The sequence below is a fragment of the Microbacterium sp. NPDC079176 genome, assembly GCF_040686675.1.
Lineage (GTDB): Bacteria > Actinomycetota > Actinomycetes > Actinomycetales > Microbacteriaceae > Microbacterium.
This window is the reverse complement of record NZ_JBFBLM010000005.1, coordinates 371,076-387,526: the sequence shown is the minus strand read 5'-3', so window position 1 is coordinate 387,526 and position 16,451 is coordinate 371,076. Positions and strand designations below refer to the sequence as shown.

At 69.9% G+C, this 16,451-nt stretch carries 16 protein-coding genes; 4 read left to right on the top strand and 12 right to left on the bottom strand.

Features of this window, described 5'->3' with window-relative positions:
* Positions 1–434: 434 nt before the first annotated feature.
* The 8 genes from rocD to AB0P11_RS14820 all read right to left on the bottom strand — a co-directional run bounded on the left by rocD (position 435) and on the right by AB0P11_RS14820 (position 9,688).
* A complete protein-coding gene (rocD, locus tag AB0P11_RS14855; RefSeq protein WP_056280654.1) occupies positions 435–1,646 on the bottom strand; it encodes an ornithine--oxo-acid transaminase in 1,212 nt (403 codons plus the stop codon).
* Complete coding sequence (gene ddaH, locus AB0P11_RS14850) at positions 1,643–2,530, bottom strand: dimethylargininase (protein ID WP_053097827.1); 888 nt, start codon at positions 2,528–2,530, stop codon at positions 1,643–1,645. Before ddaH ends, rocD begins: the two co-directional genes overlap by 4 nt.
* Before the next feature lie 165 nt (positions 2,531–2,695).
* The gene (locus tag AB0P11_RS14845; RefSeq protein ID WP_363522720.1) at positions 2,696–3,712 is read right to left on the bottom strand and encodes an NAD(P)-dependent alcohol dehydrogenase; all 1,017 of its coding nucleotides are present in this window, start codon (positions 3,710–3,712) and stop codon (positions 2,696–2,698) included.
* Between the two features lies 1 nt (position 3,713).
* Entirely contained in the window at positions 3,714–3,944 is a 231-nt protein-coding gene (locus tag AB0P11_RS14840; RefSeq protein WP_363522718.1) for a helix-turn-helix transcriptional regulator, read from the bottom strand.
* Positions 3,944–4,378, bottom strand: coding sequence for a hypothetical protein (locus tag AB0P11_RS14835; protein ID WP_072591946.1), 435 nt, complete (start codon positions 4,376–4,378; stop codon positions 3,944–3,946). The genes AB0P11_RS14840 and AB0P11_RS14835 overlap by 1 nt, the downstream gene beginning before the upstream one ends.
* An 88-nt stretch (positions 4,379–4,466) precedes the next feature.
* Positions 4,467–8,168 (bottom strand): proline dehydrogenase family protein, encoded by a 3,702-nt coding sequence (locus AB0P11_RS14830; RefSeq protein ID WP_363522716.1) that lies wholly within the window; start codon positions 8,166–8,168, stop codon positions 4,467–4,469.
* Positions 8,169–8,298: 130 nt separating this feature from the next.
* Positions 8,299–9,123, bottom strand: a complete 825-nt coding sequence (locus AB0P11_RS14825; RefSeq protein ID WP_233277247.1) for a hypothetical protein — start codon at positions 9,121–9,123, stop codon at positions 8,299–8,301.
* Between the two features lie 4 nt (positions 9,124–9,127).
* Positions 9,128–9,688, bottom strand: coding sequence for an acyl-CoA thioesterase (locus AB0P11_RS14820; protein WP_056280685.1), 561 nt, complete (start codon positions 9,686–9,688; stop codon positions 9,128–9,130).
* A 130-nt stretch (positions 9,689–9,818) separates the two neighbouring features.
* Here AB0P11_RS14820 and AB0P11_RS14815 point away from each other — a divergent pair, with 130 nt between their 5' ends.
* Positions 9,819–10,325 carry a GNAT family N-acetyltransferase gene (locus AB0P11_RS14815; protein ID WP_053097837.1) on the top strand — a complete coding sequence of 169 codons (507 nt, stop codon included), beginning with the start codon at positions 9,819–9,821 and terminating at the stop codon, positions 10,323–10,325.
* Between the two features lie 110 nt (positions 10,326–10,435).
* Here the strand turns inward: AB0P11_RS14815 and AB0P11_RS14810 are convergent, their stop codons facing one another.
* From AB0P11_RS14810 to AB0P11_RS14800, 3 genes are read right to left on the bottom strand one after another with little or no spacing between them, the layout of a single operon-like run.
* Positions 10,436–12,178, bottom strand: coding sequence for a cytochrome b/b6 domain-containing protein (locus AB0P11_RS14810; RefSeq protein ID WP_363522713.1), 1,743 nt, complete (start codon positions 12,176–12,178; stop codon positions 10,436–10,438).
* Positions 12,179–12,180: 2 nt separating this feature from the next.
* Positions 12,181–13,152, bottom strand: a complete 972-nt coding sequence (locus tag AB0P11_RS14805) for an electron transfer flavoprotein subunit alpha/FixB family protein (RefSeq protein ID WP_187250700.1) — start codon at positions 13,150–13,152, stop codon at positions 12,181–12,183.
* Between the two features lies 1 nt (position 13,153).
* Positions 13,154–13,930: an electron transfer flavoprotein subunit beta/FixA family protein gene (locus AB0P11_RS14800; protein WP_363522711.1), complete on the bottom strand. Its 777-nt coding sequence runs from the start codon at positions 13,928–13,930 to the stop codon at positions 13,154–13,156.
* A gap of 133 nt (positions 13,931–14,063) precedes the next feature.
* Here AB0P11_RS14800 and AB0P11_RS14795 point away from each other — a divergent pair, with 133 nt between their 5' ends.
* Genes AB0P11_RS14795 through AB0P11_RS14785 form a run of 3 tightly spaced genes read left to right on the top strand, consistent with a single transcriptional unit; the run spans position 14,064 to position 15,512 of the window.
* Positions 14,064–14,600: a MarR family transcriptional regulator gene (locus tag AB0P11_RS14795; RefSeq protein WP_053099260.1), complete on the top strand. Its 537-nt coding sequence runs from the start codon at positions 14,064–14,066 to the stop codon at positions 14,598–14,600.
* 1 nt (position 14,601) lies between these two features.
* Positions 14,602–15,072: an SRPBCC family protein gene (locus AB0P11_RS14790; RefSeq protein ID WP_053097845.1), complete on the top strand. Its 471-nt coding sequence runs from the start codon at positions 14,602–14,604 to the stop codon at positions 15,070–15,072.
* The gene (locus tag AB0P11_RS14785; RefSeq protein WP_363522708.1) at positions 15,069–15,512 is read left to right on the top strand and encodes a YdeI/OmpD-associated family protein; all 444 of its coding nucleotides are present in this window, start codon (positions 15,069–15,071) and stop codon (positions 15,510–15,512) included. Before AB0P11_RS14790 ends, AB0P11_RS14785 begins: the two co-directional genes overlap by 4 nt.
* A 121-nt stretch (positions 15,513–15,633) precedes the next feature.
* Here the strand turns inward: AB0P11_RS14785 and AB0P11_RS14780 are convergent, their stop codons facing one another.
* On the bottom strand, positions 15,634–16,410 hold the full coding sequence (locus AB0P11_RS14780) for an enoyl-CoA hydratase-related protein (protein WP_053097849.1): 777 nt from the start codon (positions 16,408–16,410) through the stop codon (positions 15,634–15,636).
* Positions 16,411–16,451 lie beyond the last annotated feature (41 nt).

Here is a 16,451-nt window from a genome sequence, read left to right as displayed (position 1 = left end):
CATTTGACAAGTGCACGCTGTTGAGTTCTCAAGGATCGGATGCTCCCACGACCCAGTCATCACAACCAGGCCCGAAGGGCAACTTCTCTATCTTATCTGTGCCATTCGGCCTGTCAAATCGACACGCCGTGAGGCTCAGAACCAGATCTGCAGCTCGGGGCTCAAGGCCGCCGAGGCAACTTCACTAGCTTATCCGTTCCGGAGTCGCTGTCAAATCGACTGTTTCTCCGAAGTGGAAGCTCCAGGTCAGACAGAAGTATGTCTGCGATCTGCTCCGAGGAGCTGATCGAGTGGAGGTGGTTCTCCGCTTGAGGGGGGTAAGGCTCTCGGCCTCTCCGCTTCCCTGTGGGGCGAACAAGTAATAAGTTACGTGGGTTCCGGGGTTCCGGCAAATCCGGGCTGTCCGCCGGGCGTGTCGCCCGGCGGACAGGGCGTCACGCCCCGAGAACCAGCTTCAGCTGCTCGACCGCCCAGTCGAGTTCGGTCGCGCGGATCACCAGCGGAGGGGCGATGCGGATCGTCTGACCGTGGGTGTCCTTGACGAGCACACCCCGGTCGAGGAGCTTCTCCGCGATCTCGCGGCCGGTGCCCTTGGCGGGGTCGATGTCGACGCCGGCCCACAGCCCGGCGATGCGCACCTCGGTCACCCCGTGCCCGATCAGCGGCTCGAGGCCGGCGGCGAGGTGGGCGCCGAGTGCGCGAGCGCGCTCCTGGAACTCCCCGGACTCGAGCATCTCGACGACCCGCAGGCCGACGGCCGCGGCGAGCGGGTTGCCCCCGAACGTCGAACCGTGTTCACCCGGGCGGATGACTCCGAGCACATCCGCGTCGCCGACGACCGCCGACACCGGAAGGATCCCGCCGCCCAGCGCCTTGCCCAGGAGATACAGGTCGGGCACGACGCCCTCCCGATCGCAGGCGAAGGTCTCGCCGACCCGGCCGAGACCCGACTGGATCTCATCTGCGATGAACAGCACGTTCTTCTCGTCGCAGATCTCGCGGATGCGGCGCAGGTATCCCTCCGGGGGGATCACCACTCCGCCCTCGCCCTGGATCGGCTCGATCAGCACGGCGGCGGTGTTCTCGGTGATGGCCGCTGCGACGGCATCCGCGTCCCCATAGGGAACCACGTCGAATCCCGGCGTGTACGGGCCGAAGTCCGTCCGCGCCTCGGGGTCGTCGCTGAAGCTGACGATGGTCGTGGTGCGGCCGTGGAAGTTGCCGGCCGCGACGATGATGCGCGCCTGGTCGTCCGCGATGCCCTTGACGCGATACCCCCATGCGCGAGCGACCTTGATGCCGGTCTCGACCGCTTCGGCGCCGGTGTTCATCGGCAGCACCATGTCTTTGCCGGCGAGAGTCGACAGCGCGGCGGCGAACGGCTCGAGCCGATCGCTCATGAAGGCGCGGCTCGTGAGGGTGACGCGACCGAGCTGCTCGGTCAGGGCCGCCACGAGAGCCGGATGCCGGTGCCCGAAGTTCACCGCCGAATAGGCGGCGAGCAGATCGAGGTACCGCTTGCCCTCGACATCCGTCACCCACGCACCCTCACCCCGGGCGATGTTGACCGGCAGCGGGTGGTAGTTGTGGGCGACGTGCGGCTCCGCCGTCACCTCGGCGCTCACGCCCGGGTCGACGGCGGTCACACCGCACCGCGCAGTTCGAGGGTGCAGCACTTGATGCCGCCGCCGCCGAGCAGCAGCTCGGACAGGTCGATCATGATCGGGTTGTAGCCGCGCTCGCGCAGCTGCTTCTCGAAGCCCTTCGCGCGCGGCGAGATGATCACGTTGTAGCCGTCGCTCGCGGAGTTGAGACCGAAGACGGATCCGTCCTCGTCGGACACGAGGATCGCCTCGGGGAAGCGCTCCTCGAGGATCGCCCGGCTCTCGTCATCGAACGCGCCGGGCAGATACGCGATGTTCGCGCGCTCGGGGCCGCCGTTCTCTACGCCCTGCACGGGGTCGAGCACCGCGATCGCGGTGTCCAGGTGGTAGAAGCGCGGGTCGACCAGGTTGAGCGACACGACCTCACGGCCGAAGACGTCGCCGACCTCGCGGTGGCTGTCGCCGGTCGAGCGGAACCCCGTGCCGGCGAGGATCACGTCGCCGACGAGCAGGAAGTCGCCCTCGCCCTCGTTGACCTCTTCGGGGATCACGGTGTCGTAGCCCGCGGCGCGGAACCAGTCGGCGAACGCGGGCGCCTCGCCCTGGCGCTCGACGAAGCGGAACTTCGGCACGTAGGCGCGGCCGTCGATCAGGAACCCGCCGTTCGCCGTGTAGACCATGTCGGGGAACCCGGCGAGAGGCTCGATCAGCTCGACCTCATGGCCGAGCTCGAGGTACAGGTCGTGCAGCTTCTGCCACTGCTCGACCGCCCTGGCCGTGTCGGTCGGCTTCGAGGGCTCCATCCACGGGTTGATCGAGTAGTTCACCGTGAAGTGCGACGGCGTGCACATCAGGTAGTGACGGTGGTGTGCGGTGCGGACCGGAGCTGCGGTCTCGGATGCCGGCGCAGTGGTTTCGACAGACATGGGGCTCCTCGAACGGATGCGGCGGACGCTGTCCAGGGGCCCGGCGGTCCTTCGACCCGCGCCGCTCGATGAGAGACGGCGCCCGGGGAAGATGCGACTCGGGCACGCCAGCATCCATTCTGTCACCCGCCCCCTGGACGCCGCCAGAGCGCAGGCGCTTCTCGCTCAGGCTCCGCGGACGACGACCTTGCCGACCGTATGACCGGCTTCGAGGTGCGCGAGGGCCGCGCGGGCCTCGTCGAATCCGAATTCGCGCTCGATCACGGGTGTGATCCGCCCCTCGGCGGTGAGCTCGAGCAGCTTCGCGAGGATCTCCGGACGAGGGCTCGCCGCGAGCGGGCGGATGCGGCGGCTCGAACCGATCGACAGGAACGCCGCCTTCACCATCCGCGGGATCGGGCCCAGCACGGGGCCGCCGTCACCCGTCACGAGCACCACCCGTCCGCCGGAGATCACGAGGCGCTGCAGGTCGCGCAGCGGCATCCCTCCGGCGATGTCGATCACCGCGTCGAAGTGTGCTGCAGGCAGCTCCGTCAGCGGCGAGCAACGGTGGTCGAGGGTGCGCACGGCGCCGAGGTGCTCGACGAGGCGCGCGCTGCGTTCGCCGCACGTCGCCCAGACCTCGGAACCGCGCAGCGCCGCGAGCTGCACCACGAAGGTGCCCACTCCCCCGGAGGCGCCGAGCACCAGGACTCGAGGGACATGGCCCGCCGCAGTGTGCTTGACGGAGCGGAAGCCGATGCCCGCGTGGTCGAGTGCCTGCCATGCGGTGCCTGCGGCGATCGGCAGGCAGGCCGCAGTCACGGAGGTCACATCCGGCGGGATCGGGACGAGGCGCGTCGCGGGCACAGCGACATGCGATGCGAGTCCCCCGCCTCCGACGAGCTCGCCCACCACTCGCTCGCCGACCTCGGCGCCGATCTCCTGGGATCCGACGGCGACGACGGTGCCGGCCACCTCCATTCCCCGCACCGGATGCTTCGGGCGCGTCAGGCCGAAGACCGGACGCACGAGCAGGGGGTCTCCGAGCATGAGGCGGATATCACCGGCGTTGAGGGCGGTCGCCTCGACGCGCAGCACCACCTCGCCCGGACGCGGGATCGGAACGGGGATCTGCTCGAGGTGCACTCCGTCGGACGGGCCGTACGTCTCACGCACCCAGGCAGGCATCGTCTCGGTCATCTCACACCTCCGTGGTCGTGGGCTCGGGGTACTGGAACAGGTCGTCGATGCCGACGCCGAATGCCCGGGCGATCTGGAAGGCCAGTTCGAGGGTCGGCGAGTACTTCTCCAGCTCGATCGCGATCAGCGTCTGGCGAGTCACGCCGACACGGCGGGCGAGCTCCGCCTGGGTCAGACCGGCGGCCTCCCGATGCGCACGGATGCGGTTGGAGACGAGCGTCGGCTTGACCATCAGACGAGACCCCGGCGATAGGCCACGACCCGCGCGATCCCGCCCACGATCGTCGCGATCGCGAAGCCCGCGAACATGGCGTGGGCGATCCAGAAGACGTCCGCGTTCATCGCGCAGAGCAGGATCACGCCGGTGCCCGCGATGGCCACGAACGCCTGCTCGACACGACTCCCCATGCGACCGATGTCCCGATCGCGGATGTCGGACTTGCCCACGCCCTCGGGGTCGCGTGCGCCGGCGATCATGCCCCAGATGATGCTGATCGCGATGGTCACGACGATTCCGCCGCCGATCATCCACAGCATCAGCGGCGGCCAGTCGACCTCGGTCACGGGACCGCCGGCCGCCTGCTGCAGCACCGCGACGACGTACGCCGTGATGGCGATCAGGCTGACGACGAGACCGACCCAGACGTTGCGCTCCTCGTAGACCATGACACCCTCCCGTGTAAAAGATTCTTGACACGAGGTTACGCCTGCGGCATCCGCTGTGTCAAGAATTCTTTACACCGCGCGCGCGGCGTCAGATGACGGAGGCGCTCCAGGCGTCGGGGTTACCGTAGCGGTGCGCGGTGATCGCGATGGCCTGCTCGTGCACGAAGGGCAGCAGCTCGATGCGCCCGGCGGAGGTGACCTCGCCGTCGTACACCGCGAGGTCGGGATCGCCGCCGACGGCTGTCGCCAGTGCGCGGTGCAGCGCTGCCACGGAGTCGCGGGGCCCGACCAGCCGCACCCGGCTCGGTCGCAATTCGTCGTCGAGGGATTCGAGCGTCGTGGACGGCTGCTCGCCGCGCCGCCGCATCCGCTCGATCCACTCGTCGTCGCTCTCCATGTGGACGACGGCGCCGAGCTCGCCGAGAGCGCGGCGAACCGGCGCCGGAAGACCGACGGGCGTCGACAGCACGAACCGGGCGCCGGCGCGCACCGCGGCGACGACGACGCGCAGCAGCTCCTGCCAGCCGGCATCCGCGGTGGCTCTGATCGCGACCGGCACCGGGCGGTAGCGGAACAGGTTGCGCTCGATCCCGAGGTGCGACACGTCGCGCACCTGCCCGAACTCGCGGTCCCAGGCGAGCGCATCCGAGAGCGCAGAACGACGCAGCCACTCGAAGGCCTCGAAGTCGAGCGACGGCTGCGCCGACTCGATGAGGTCGGTGATGCGCGAGTCCAGCCCGCGCAGATGAAGAGTGCTCGAGACGGTGCCGGACCCGCTCGACCGCCAGGATCCGAGTCCGATGAGGTAGTTCGGGCCGCCGGCCTTGGCGCCGGGGCCCACCGAGGAGCGCTTCCACCCGCCGAACGGCTGGCGCTGCACGATCGCACCGGTGATGCCCCGGTTCACGTAGAGATTGCCGGCCTGCACGCGGTCGAGCCAGAGCGCGAGCTCAGCCGGGTCCTGCGTGTGCAGTCCGGCGGTCAGACCGTACTCGACCGCATTCTGCAGATCGATCGCCCGCTCCAGCGTCGGCGCGTGCATGACGCCGAGCACCGGGCCGAAGAACTCCTCGGTGTGGAACCGAGAACCCGGCTGCACTCCCACACGGATGCCGGGTCGCCAGAGGCGCCCCGTGGGGTCGTCGGTCGAGACGGCGGGCTCGATGAGCCACTGCTCGTCGCCTTCGAGCTCGGTGAGCGCCCACGCGAGCTTGCCCTCGGGTCGCTCGATCACGGGTCCGACCTCGGCGAGCGGATCGGTGGGCCAGCCGACATGCAGCGACCGAGTGGCATCGGCCAATTGACGGGCGAAGCGCTGGGAGCGTCCGACGGGTCCGACGAGGATCGCGAGGGAGGCCGCCGAACACTTCTGCCCCGCGTGCCCGAAGGCGCTGCGCACCAGATCGGCGACCGCGAGATCGAGATCAGCCGAGGGGGTGATGATCATCGCGTTCTTGCCGCTGGTCTCGGCGAGCAGCGGCAGTTCGGGGCGCCACGAGCGGAACAGCGCCGCCGTCTCCCACGAACCGGTGAGGATGACCCGATCGACGGACTCGTGCGAGATCAGCTCGCGGCCGAGATCGCCCTCTTCGATGTCGACGAGGGCGAGCACGTCGCGGGGAACGCCGACCTCCCAGAGCGTCTCGGCGATGACCGCCGCGCAGCGGCGAGCCTGCGGAGCCGGCTTGAAGACGACTCCGGAGCCCGCGGCGAGCGCGGCGAGCACGCCGCCCGCGGGGATCGCGAGAGGGAAGTTCCACGGTGGGGTGACGACCGTCACGCGCGCGGGTTCGAACGTGGCTCCGGCGACGGCATCCAGCTCGCGCGCCTTGGCGGCGTAGTAGCGCGCGAAGTCCACAGCCTCACTGACCTCGACGTCGGCCTCGGCGAAGACCTTGCCGGTCTCCGAGGCCGCGACCTCGATCAGGTCTCCGCGGCGCCCTTCCAGAGCGGCGGCCGCGCGCAGCAGCACTTCGGCCCGCTCGGCGGCGGGGCGAGCGCCCCAGAGAGCCGCGGCGTCGTGCACGCCCGCGATCGTGGCCTCGAGCGTGTCCGCATCGTCGATCCGGGCGGCCTCGATCGTCGAGACGCCGAGGGTGGAGTCGTCGATCCGGGCGGTGATCTCGCGAGCCCAGTCCCGGTTGGCCGGAAGCGACGGATCGCTGTCGGGCGTGTTCGCGAAGCCCGGCGCGCCGCCGGTCGCCTCATCGATCTCGCGCGGGGCGTAGACCGCGGTCTCCAGGAACGGCCCGGTCGGGTCATCCGATCCGCGCGAGATTCCGAGCACCGCCTGGGTCAGCCCCTCCTCGGGCGCAGGCGCCACCGGCACGGGCCGCATGGACTCGTGCACGGGTGCGAGTCGGTCCTGGCTGCGCAGCGCCCCCACCTGCAGCGTCGGGGACGCCGAGCGGTCGACCGCATCGAGGAACCTGTCGCGCTCACGCACGAACAGCGCCTCATCGTCACCGAGGCGGAATGCTGCGGACAGGAAGTTGTCGCTCGACGCGTTCTCTTCGAGCCTCCGCACCAGGTAGCTGATGGCGACGTCGAACTCGCTCGGCTTCACGACCGGGACATAGAGAAGCACCTCGCCGACCTCGCGGGAGACGGCCTGCACCTGCCCCTGCGCCATGCCGAGGAGCATCTCGAATTCGATCGGCGGCTGCGAGTTGGCGGCGGTCGCCGATCCCGGGTCGAGAGCGCGGACGCCCCGTTCCCCCGCGAGCAGCCACGCATAGGCGATGCCGAACAGGTTGTGACCCGCGATCCCCAGACGCACGGCGGCGACGTTCTCGGGGCGCAGCGCCCAGTCGAGGCAGCGCAGATAGTTGGCGTCGGTGTCGAGCTTCGTGTCGTACGTCGCCTGCGTCCATCCGTGCATCCGCGCCTCGACCCGCTCCATCGCGAGGTTGGCTCCCTTGACGAGCCGCACCTTGATGGGGGCGCCGCCGTGGTCGACGCGCTCGCGAGCCCAGGTGGTGAGCTGCTGCAGCGCCGGCAGGGCGTCGGGCAGATAGGCCTGCAGCACGATGCCGGCCTCGAGACCTTCGAGCCGCGGATCCTCGAGGATGCGTGTGAACACCGCGATCGTCAGATCGAGGTCGCGATACTCCTCCATGTCGAGGTTGATGAAGGTGCGATCCGACGCGGCGGTCAGATACAGCGGAAGGAGTCGCTCGACGACCGACTGCACGACCTCGTCGAACGCCCACATCGAGATGTGGCTGACGATCGCCGACACCTTCACCGAGACGTAGTCGACATCGGGACGACGGATCAGCTCATGGATGCCGTCGAGCCGCCGCTGCGCCTCGGCCTCGCCGAGCACGGCCTCTCCCAGCAGATTGAGGTTGAGTCGTGCGCCCGATTCGCGGATCTTCGCGATCGCAGGACCGAGCTTCGCCGGTCGGGCGTCGACGACCAGGTGACCGACCATCTCGCGCAGCACCCGGCGGGCGATGGGCACCACGGGGCTCGGCAGCATCTGTGCGACTCCGCCGCCGATGCGCACGGCCGACCGCAGGTACCACGGCAGGAAGTCGGGCACGATCGGGGCGATGCGGTGCAGCTGGGATGCCGCGGCGCTGAGGCTCTCGGGGCGCATGACCCCGTCGACGAATCCGAGCGTGAACGGCAGCCCGTTGGCATCCTGCAGCACACCGGCCAGGCGCTCGGCCGCCGGATCGACATCGGCGGCCGCGGCCTCGATCACCCAGCGGCGGGCGAGCTCGACCGCACGGTCCGCGAGCGAGACGGATTCGGGATCCGTGGAGGGCATCGGGTCGGCCATGAGCTCAGCCTAGGACCGCGGTGAGCGCCTGGCCCTGAGCGACGATCGCGTCGTGCGGTTCCGGTCGCAGTTCGTGCCGTCGAACGCGCGGGCGGGCGGCACGAACTGCGACCGGAAGAGGTGAAACCGCTCAGAGCGCGGCGATCATCTCGTCGTATCCCTCGCGGAACGTCGGGTAGTCGAGATCGCCGAGGAACTCCTGCAGCAGATGCCCGTCGAGCACCGTCCCGCCGCCGACCTCGGGGTCGAGGTGCGGCGGCGGCTCGACGCCGAGCCGGGTGGCGATATGCGCGACCACGTCCCCGAGCAGCACCGGCTCCCGATCGACGGCGTGGATCAGCGGTGGCGCGGAGTCGGCGCGCAGCATCGCCTCGAGCAGCCGCACGAGGTCCGTCTCGTGGATCCGGTTCGTGCGACGCGTGTGGTCGACCGGTGCCGCCTCTCGCACCCGTCGGATGAGGAAGTCGCGTCCCGGGCCGTAGATGCCGGCGGGCCGCACGATGCGGGCACCGAACAGCTCCATGGCCAGCTGCTCGCCCTCGACCAGATCGCCGCCTCGCTCGCTCGAGACCCGCGTCGCGTCGCGCTCGGTCAGCGGTGTCTCGCCAGGACGCCCCTCGAACACGCGCGTCGATGACACGAACACGACCCGCTCCGGCATCGACGGCAGGGCCTTCGCGAGCCCGCGCAGCGCCGGTGGATAGATCGAGTCGCCCTCGGTGCTGGGCGGCAGCGTGATCACGACCGAGTCGAAGGCCGGAAGGTCACGGTCGAGCGGATGCCGCAGGTCCGCCTCGATCGTCGGGAAGGGCAGCTCCCCTGCACTCCGGCGCATGGCCGTGACCTGTGCGCCCTGCTCGACGAGCCGCTCGCCGAGTCGCACGCCGAGCTTGCCGCATCCCACCAGGAGCACCGAGCCCGGTGCGCGCGTCTCGAGACCCCACGGATCGGTCACGGGGTCAGTTCCACACGCTCGGCGCGGAGGTGCGCACGGGAGGCAGAGCGGATGCCGCGGCCCAGTCGTGCACCCACGGATCGATCTCGGGCACGCCCTCGGGCTTGCCCACTGCGGCGAACAGCTCTTCGTTGCTGACCGTGCCTCCGGTGCGGCGCAGCATCCGCGAGCGCACGATCACCCGCGCGTAGATCTCGCCGCCGACGACGGCTCGGTGCTCGAGGAACACGGCCTTGTCGTCGTGTCCGATGAACCGGGACTGCACCTCGAACCGCTGCCAGAGCTGCAGGGACTTGCGGAAGGTGACGGTCTCGCTCGACACGACGGCGTACCAGCCGCGCTCGTTCATCGCGTCGAACAGCCCCGTGCGGATCAGCAGGTCCCAGCGACCGAGGTCGAACAGCGACAGGTAGCGACCGTTGTTCATGTGGCGCAGGATGTCGATGTCGGTGGGGAGCGTCGTCAGTGTGATGCTGCTGACGGAGCCCGCGTCGAGGGTCTTGCCTCGCCGCACGCGGCGACGGGCGGAGAGGATCACGAGGAGAGTGCGCCAGATCACGTTCACGAGCACTGATCGTAGCCAGCGACGAACGATTCGCGAACATCGTTGTGCGATGTCTCCAGCGGCATATCGGTGCTGCGGGAACGCTTCCGTTCGATTTCCTCTTCGCGGACCCCGCGCGTAGAGTCGCGATATGAGCGCCGAAGCCCAGCCTGAAGTCATCGTCCGTCCGGTCCGTGATGTGGATGCGGAAGCCCTGGGTCGCGTGCACGCGCAGTGCTGGCACGAGACCTACGACCACCTGATCAGCAAGGCAGCCCTCGAGAAGGTCTCGCCCCGCCGCATGGCCGAGCTGTGGACGCACTGGGCCTCGCAGGGCCCCGAGTTCACCATGCGCGCCGCGCTCGTCGACGGAGAGATCGTCGGGTTCGTCGGCTCCGGCCCCGCCCGCGACAAGGACGCCCCGGCGTTCCGCGAGCTGTACTTCATCTACCTGCTCGACGCGTACCACTCCACGGGCATCGGCCAGAAGCTGTTCGACGCCGCCGTCGAGAAGGACGAACCTCTCTACCTGTGGGTCGCGGAGGACAACCCCCGCGCCCACCGCTTCTACACGCGCAACGGATTCACGCTCGACGGCGCGAGCCACACCGAGCCGTTCCTCGGCGAGACGCTGACCGAGGTGCGCTTCGTGCGCTGAGCCCGCGCCTCGTGGCCTCAGCGCTCACGTTTTCGCATGAACGGCCCCCTGCCTCAGGCAGGGGGCCGTTTCGCTGCGTCGGAAGCGGTCTGGGCTGAATCGTGGACGGGTCAACGTCCGGAGACGGTGCCGAACAGCTTCGCGATCGGGGCGATGACGAGCTGCCGGGCGGCGACCCAGCCGAGGGCGATCACCACCAGGGATGCCACGAAGACCCAGAACCCAGTCCAGCCGACGGCATCCGAGGAGGCGTACATGTGGTTGAGGTTGCGCAGGAACCCGGTGAGGAACACCAGCGCGACGTGTCCGATGATGAACACCACGAAGTAGATCATGATCGGGAAGTGCAGCGCGCGGGCCCACTCGATCGGGTAGGCCTTCGAGAGACGTTCGGCCTTCTTCGGCCACATCCCCGACATGCGGAACCCGGTCGCCGCCGCCAAGGGAGCCGCGATGAACACCGTGACGAAGTAGGCCAGCTGCTGCAGGCTGTTGTAGTTCACCCAGCCGTGCTCGGTCGGCCAGTCGAACGACACGTACTGCAGCGCGGCCGACAGCGCGTTCGGGATGACCTCCCAGCTCGTCGGCACGATGCGCGCCCAGTGTCCGGTGACGAACAGCAGCACCACGAAGATCACGCCGTTCACGAGCCAGAGGATGTCGAGCGCCTGGTGGAACCAGATCGTCAGGCTGACCTTGCCCTTGGGATCGTTGCGCGGGGTCCAGAACGCGGTCGGGCGCTTCTCGTTGCGGATGCGGAGGCCCGACCGGATGATCAGCACCATCAGGAACACGTTGAAGAAGTGCGCCCAGTTGGTCCACGGGGCGAACCCCGGTTCGACGGCGACGGCCGGCTCGTATTCGCCGGGGAACGCGGCGAGGAAGTCCTGCATGAACGGGAAGCTCAGCAGCGCCCGCACGAACGCCACGGCAGCGGCCGCCAGGATGCCGAGCGCCGCGGCGCCGAGGAGGACGGCGATCGCCTGGGTCCAGGTCGGCCGAGGTCGGTCGGATGCCTGAGCGGTCGCCGTGACGTGCCGAGGCGCACTGCCGTTCCAGACGGTGCGGGGAGCGGGCAGCGGGATCGAAGGATCCCCGAGCGCGAACGCGGCGGCGGTGGCGACGGCCGTGGTGGGTGCGGATGCCGGAGCGGCGGCCGGTGCGGATGCCGCGACCTCGGGGGCTGCATCCGCGGAGGCATGGGCATCCGCGGCTGCCGGGGCGTCCGCGGATGCCGGGGCGTCCGCGGCAGCCGGGGCATCGACGGCGATGGAGGAGGCCGCGTCCGAGGCGACTGCGATCAGCGGAACGGTATCCGCCGGGGGCCACGGATCTCCGCCGGCGACTCGCGGCAGACCGCGACGCACGGATCCCGTCTGCGCGACGACCGGGGCCGACTCAGGCGTCGGCTCGTCGAGCGTGGACGGCGAGGCGGACCGGGTCGGCACGTCTGCCGCGGCGTCGGTGGCAGCATCCGCCGGCTCCGGCCTCGAAGACGATGTCCGCGCCGCGGCAGCGCCTGCGCCTGCGCCTGCGCCTGCGACAGCCGCCACGCTCGCGGGAGGCCACGGTTCGCCACCCGGCGTGCGCGGAAGGCCCCGGCGAAGAGACGCGCCACTCGCCGCAGACGGCACCGCGTGCTCGACGACCGAGGACTCGGGCTCCGGCACGGTAGCCACCGGAGCGGCAGCCGCCGGGGCGGCCTCCTCCGACTCATCGAGCGAGGTCGACGGCGCCGAGAGCGGCGATGCGTGCTCGGCATCCGCAGGCGCCTCAACGGCGATGTCGCCGGGAGGCCACGGCTCGCCGCCGGGAACGCGCGGGAGCCCGCGCCTGAGCATCCGCGTCGCCATGGCTACTTCTTCCGCGCCTCGAGGGCCGCGATCACCTGCGGGACGATCGTGAACAGATCGCCGACGATGCCGAAGTCGGCGACGTCGAAGATCGGCGCCTCGCCGTCCTTGTTGATCGCGACGATGTTCTTCGCCGTCTGCATGCCCGCGCGATGCTGGATCGCACCCGAGATGCCGAGGGCGACATACAGCTGCGGCGAGACCGAGACGCCCGTCTGACCGACCTGATGCGACTGGGGGATGTAGCCGGCGTCGACCGCCGCGCGCGAGGCGCCGACCGCTGCGCCGAGAGCGTCGGCGAGCTCTTCGACGAGCACGAACTTCTCCTTCGAGGCGAGGCCGCGACCACCCGAGACGACCCGCGTGGCGCCGCGCAGCTCAGGCCGCGTCGACGTGGACTCGACGGCCTCGACCGCGCCGACGGTCGCCCCGACGGTGCCGGATGCCGACACGGAGAGCGCGTCGATCGTCGGCGACTCCACCGCCTCGGCTCGCGCGTCGACCGCGCCCTGACGCACCGTGATGACCGGTGCGCCGAACGTGGGAGCCGAGTCGGTGAGGTACGCGCCTCCGTAGACGGAGTGGTGGGCGACGATGCCCTCGTCATCCCTCGAGACGCCGACGGCGTCGACCGACAGCGCCAGCTTCGCGCGCACGGCGAACCTCCCGGCGACATCGCGTCCGCTGATCGAGTTCGAGATCAGCACAGCATCCGGCCGCACCTGCTCGAAGGCCGCGTGCAGTGCATCGACGATCGGCACGGTGAGCACTGACGGGTCGCCGTCGGCCGTGAGCACGACCGACGCTCCGGCCGCGGCGACCTGAGCCGCCGCGTCTGCGGACCCTCCGACGACGAGCGCGACCGGAGCGCCGACGGTCGAGGCCGCGCCGATCAGTGCCGCCGTGCTGCTGGCGGGGTTGCCCGCGGGGTCGAGGTCGACGAGGACGAGGATGGGGTTCTCGGGGTAGGTCATGTCACACCAGCCTGTTCTGCACGAGGTACTCGACCAGCTTCTCGGCGGCATCGCCCTCATCGACGATCTTCACGCCGGCCGCACGCGGCGGCTTCTCGGCGACCGACGTCATGATGGTGCGGGGTGCGGCCGCCGGGTCCGCGGAGACACCGAGGTCGTCGAGGGTGAGCACCTCGAGCGGCTTCTTCTTCGCCGCCATGATGCCCTTGAAGTTGGGGAAGCGCGCGTCGGGCAGTGCCTCGGTGATCGAGATCACCGCCGGGAGGGATGCCGAGATCGGCTGCGCTCCGGCATCCGCCCCTCGGGTTCCGGTGATGCCGTCCGAGGAGATCTCGACCGAGGTCAGCGCCGTCGCCTGCGCCCACCCCAGGTGCTCGGCGAGCATCGCCGCCATGACGCCGCCCGAGCCGTCGGTCGACAGGTTGCCGGTGATCACCAGGTCGGGTTCGCCGCGACGGATCGCCGCGGCCAGCGTCTCGGCAGTGAGGCCGAGGTCGGCCCCCGCGAGATGCTCGTCGGCGATGTGCACTGCGGAGCCTGCGCCGATCGCGAGCGCTCGGCGCACCGATGCGGTCGAGCCGCCAGGAGCCATCGCGACCGCGACCACCTCGGTGCCCTCGTTCTTGTCGGCATGACTCAGCGCGACCTCGAGCGCGCGCTCCGTGATCTCATCGAGCACCACGTCGCCGGCGCCTCTGTCGGCGAGGCCGGTCTCGAGGTTCAGCTTGCGGTCGCCATAGGTGTCCGGCACCTCTTTGACCAGGACGAAGATCTTCATCGATTGCTCCTCACGACTGCGTCGATTCTAGTCCCTTGATACTGAGTTCCACCCGACGAGCGACTGAGGACCACCAGTCGGCTCCCGGGTGCCGGGTCCCGGCTGCGGCGACGCGATGGCCTACCGTAGAACCGTGAACCGACCGCGTCCGCTGCCCGTCGATCCGCTCGCCGAGGCGAAGCGGCAGTGGCTCGCGCACGGATGGACCGATGCCGCCGACGGCATGACCGTCGTCACCTCCGTCATGCGCGCGCAGCAGCTGCTGCTCGCGCGGGTCGACGCGACGCTCAAGCCCTTCGCGCTCAGCTTCGCCCGATACGAGATGCTGCGTCTGCTGGCGTTCAGCCGGTCGGGCCGACTGCCGCTGTCGAGCGTCGTCGCCCGACTGCAGGTGCACGCGACGACCGTCACGAGCACCGCGGAGCGCCTCGTGCGCGACGGACTCATCGTGCGCGAACCGCACCCGCACGACGGCCGTGCGGCACTGCTCGCCCTGACCGAGTCGGGCCGAGAACTGGTCGCTCGCGCCACGGACGCCCTGAACGCCGATGTCTTCGCCGACCCGGGGATGAGCCGCGAGGATGCCGCCGAGCTCGTCGCGATCGTCGCCCGCATGCGCAAGGCCGCCGGCGACTTCACCGACCCCAGGCCGCAGCCCGAGCCGCTCTGACATGGCCGCGTTCGTGCTCGAGACGGTCATCGCCGCACCGCGTGAGACGGTGTTCGCAGTCGCTCTCGACCCCGGGATGCACCTGCGGTCGATGGCGCGATACCGGGAGACCATGATCGAGGCTCCCGCCGGCGGCGTGTTCACGGAGGGGTCGACCGTCACGTGGCGAGCACGGCACTTCGGCATCCCGTTCCGGCTGCGGACGATCGTGTACGACGTCGACCCGCCGCGTGGGTTCCGCGATCGGCAGCTCTCCGGGCCGTTCGGAGCGTTCGAGCACGAGCACGTGTTCGAGGAGCATCCGCAGGGAACCCTGGCCCGCGACACGATCGTCTTCCACTCGCCGTTCGGTCCGATCGGACGCCTCGTCGACCGTCTGATCCTTCGCGAGTACATGCGACGCCTGATCGAGGAGCGCAACGCCCACCTGGCATCCGAGGCCGAGGGACGCGGGCGTACACTGCCCGCATGAGCGAACTGCGCCTGCACACGATCCTCGAAGGCCGTGGCCCCGCCGCCGCGATCATCCTCACCGACGAGCAGGTCGCCTCGTTCGGAGCGGGGAAGGCGTTCCCCGTCGCGGTCACGATCGGAGGACGCACCGCCCGTCTGCGCCTGGCCCGGATGGGAGGTGCGAACATGATCGGCTTCAGCAAGGCTGTGCGCGCCGACCTCGGCGTCGAGATCGACGAGGAGGTCGATGCGGTGATCCGGCTGGATGCGGCCGAGCGCACTGTCGAGGTGCCCGCCGCCCTCGCGGAGGCGCTCGACGCCGACACCGCGCTGCGCGCCGCCTTCGACGCGCTCCCCTATTCCGTGCGCAAAGAGCACGCCCGCTCGGTGGCGGAGGCCAAACAGGATGCGACCCGCGAGCGGCGCGTGGCGAAGATCGTCGACGCGCTGCGCGGCTGAGGTCTCCCGCCGCCTGCGTGCAGGCTCTGCTCCATGACTCCGGAGATCCGAAGAGGCTCGGGCTTGCCGGCGGGTGCTCGGCACGGAACGGGCGCAGTCCTCCGGAGTTGTGGAGCGGCGCTCAGCGGTTCTGGAAGTCGGGCGCACGCTTCTCCCGGAAGGCGGACATGCCTTCCTTCTGGTCTGCGGTGTCGAACAGCTCGGCGAACGCCCGCTTCTCGTGGGCGAGGCCATCGGCGAGCGTCGTCTCCATCGCCGCGTCGAGCGCGGCCTTCGCGGCGAACACCGACGGCAGCGATTTCGACGCGATGGTCTCGGCGAGCCTCGTAGCCTCGGCGAGGAGGTCGGATGCCGGCACGACGCGCGACACGAGGCCGGAGCGCTCCGCCTCCTCGGCGCCCATGAACCGACCGGACAGCACGAGTTCGGCCGCCTTGTAGTAGCCCACGGCGCGGATGAGCCGCTGCGTGCCGCCCATGCCGGGAATGACGCCGAGGTTGATCTCGGGCTGCCCGAACTTCGCGGTGTCGGCGGCGAGGATGATGTCGCACATCATCGCGAGCTCGCATCCTCCCCCGAGTGCGAACCCCGAGACGGCGGCGATCACGGGCGTGCGCACCGCGGCGAACTCATGCCAGACGCCGAAATGATCGGTCTCGAGCATCTCGGAGGCCGACATGCCCTCCATCTCCTTGATGTCCGCGCCGGCGGCGAACGCCTTCTCAGACCCGGTCACGACGATGGCGCCGACCCCGTCGTCGAGGTCGAAGGCCACAGCGGCCGCGGTGACCTCGTCGGCGAGGCGACTGTTCAACGCGTTGAGCGCCTCGGGGCGGTTCAGGGTGATCCACCCCACACGTCCGCGCTGCTCGACCAGGATCGTCTCGTATTCCGTCATCGTGAAGGCCTCTCCGTCGTGGTCATCTCAGTATCTCGCGC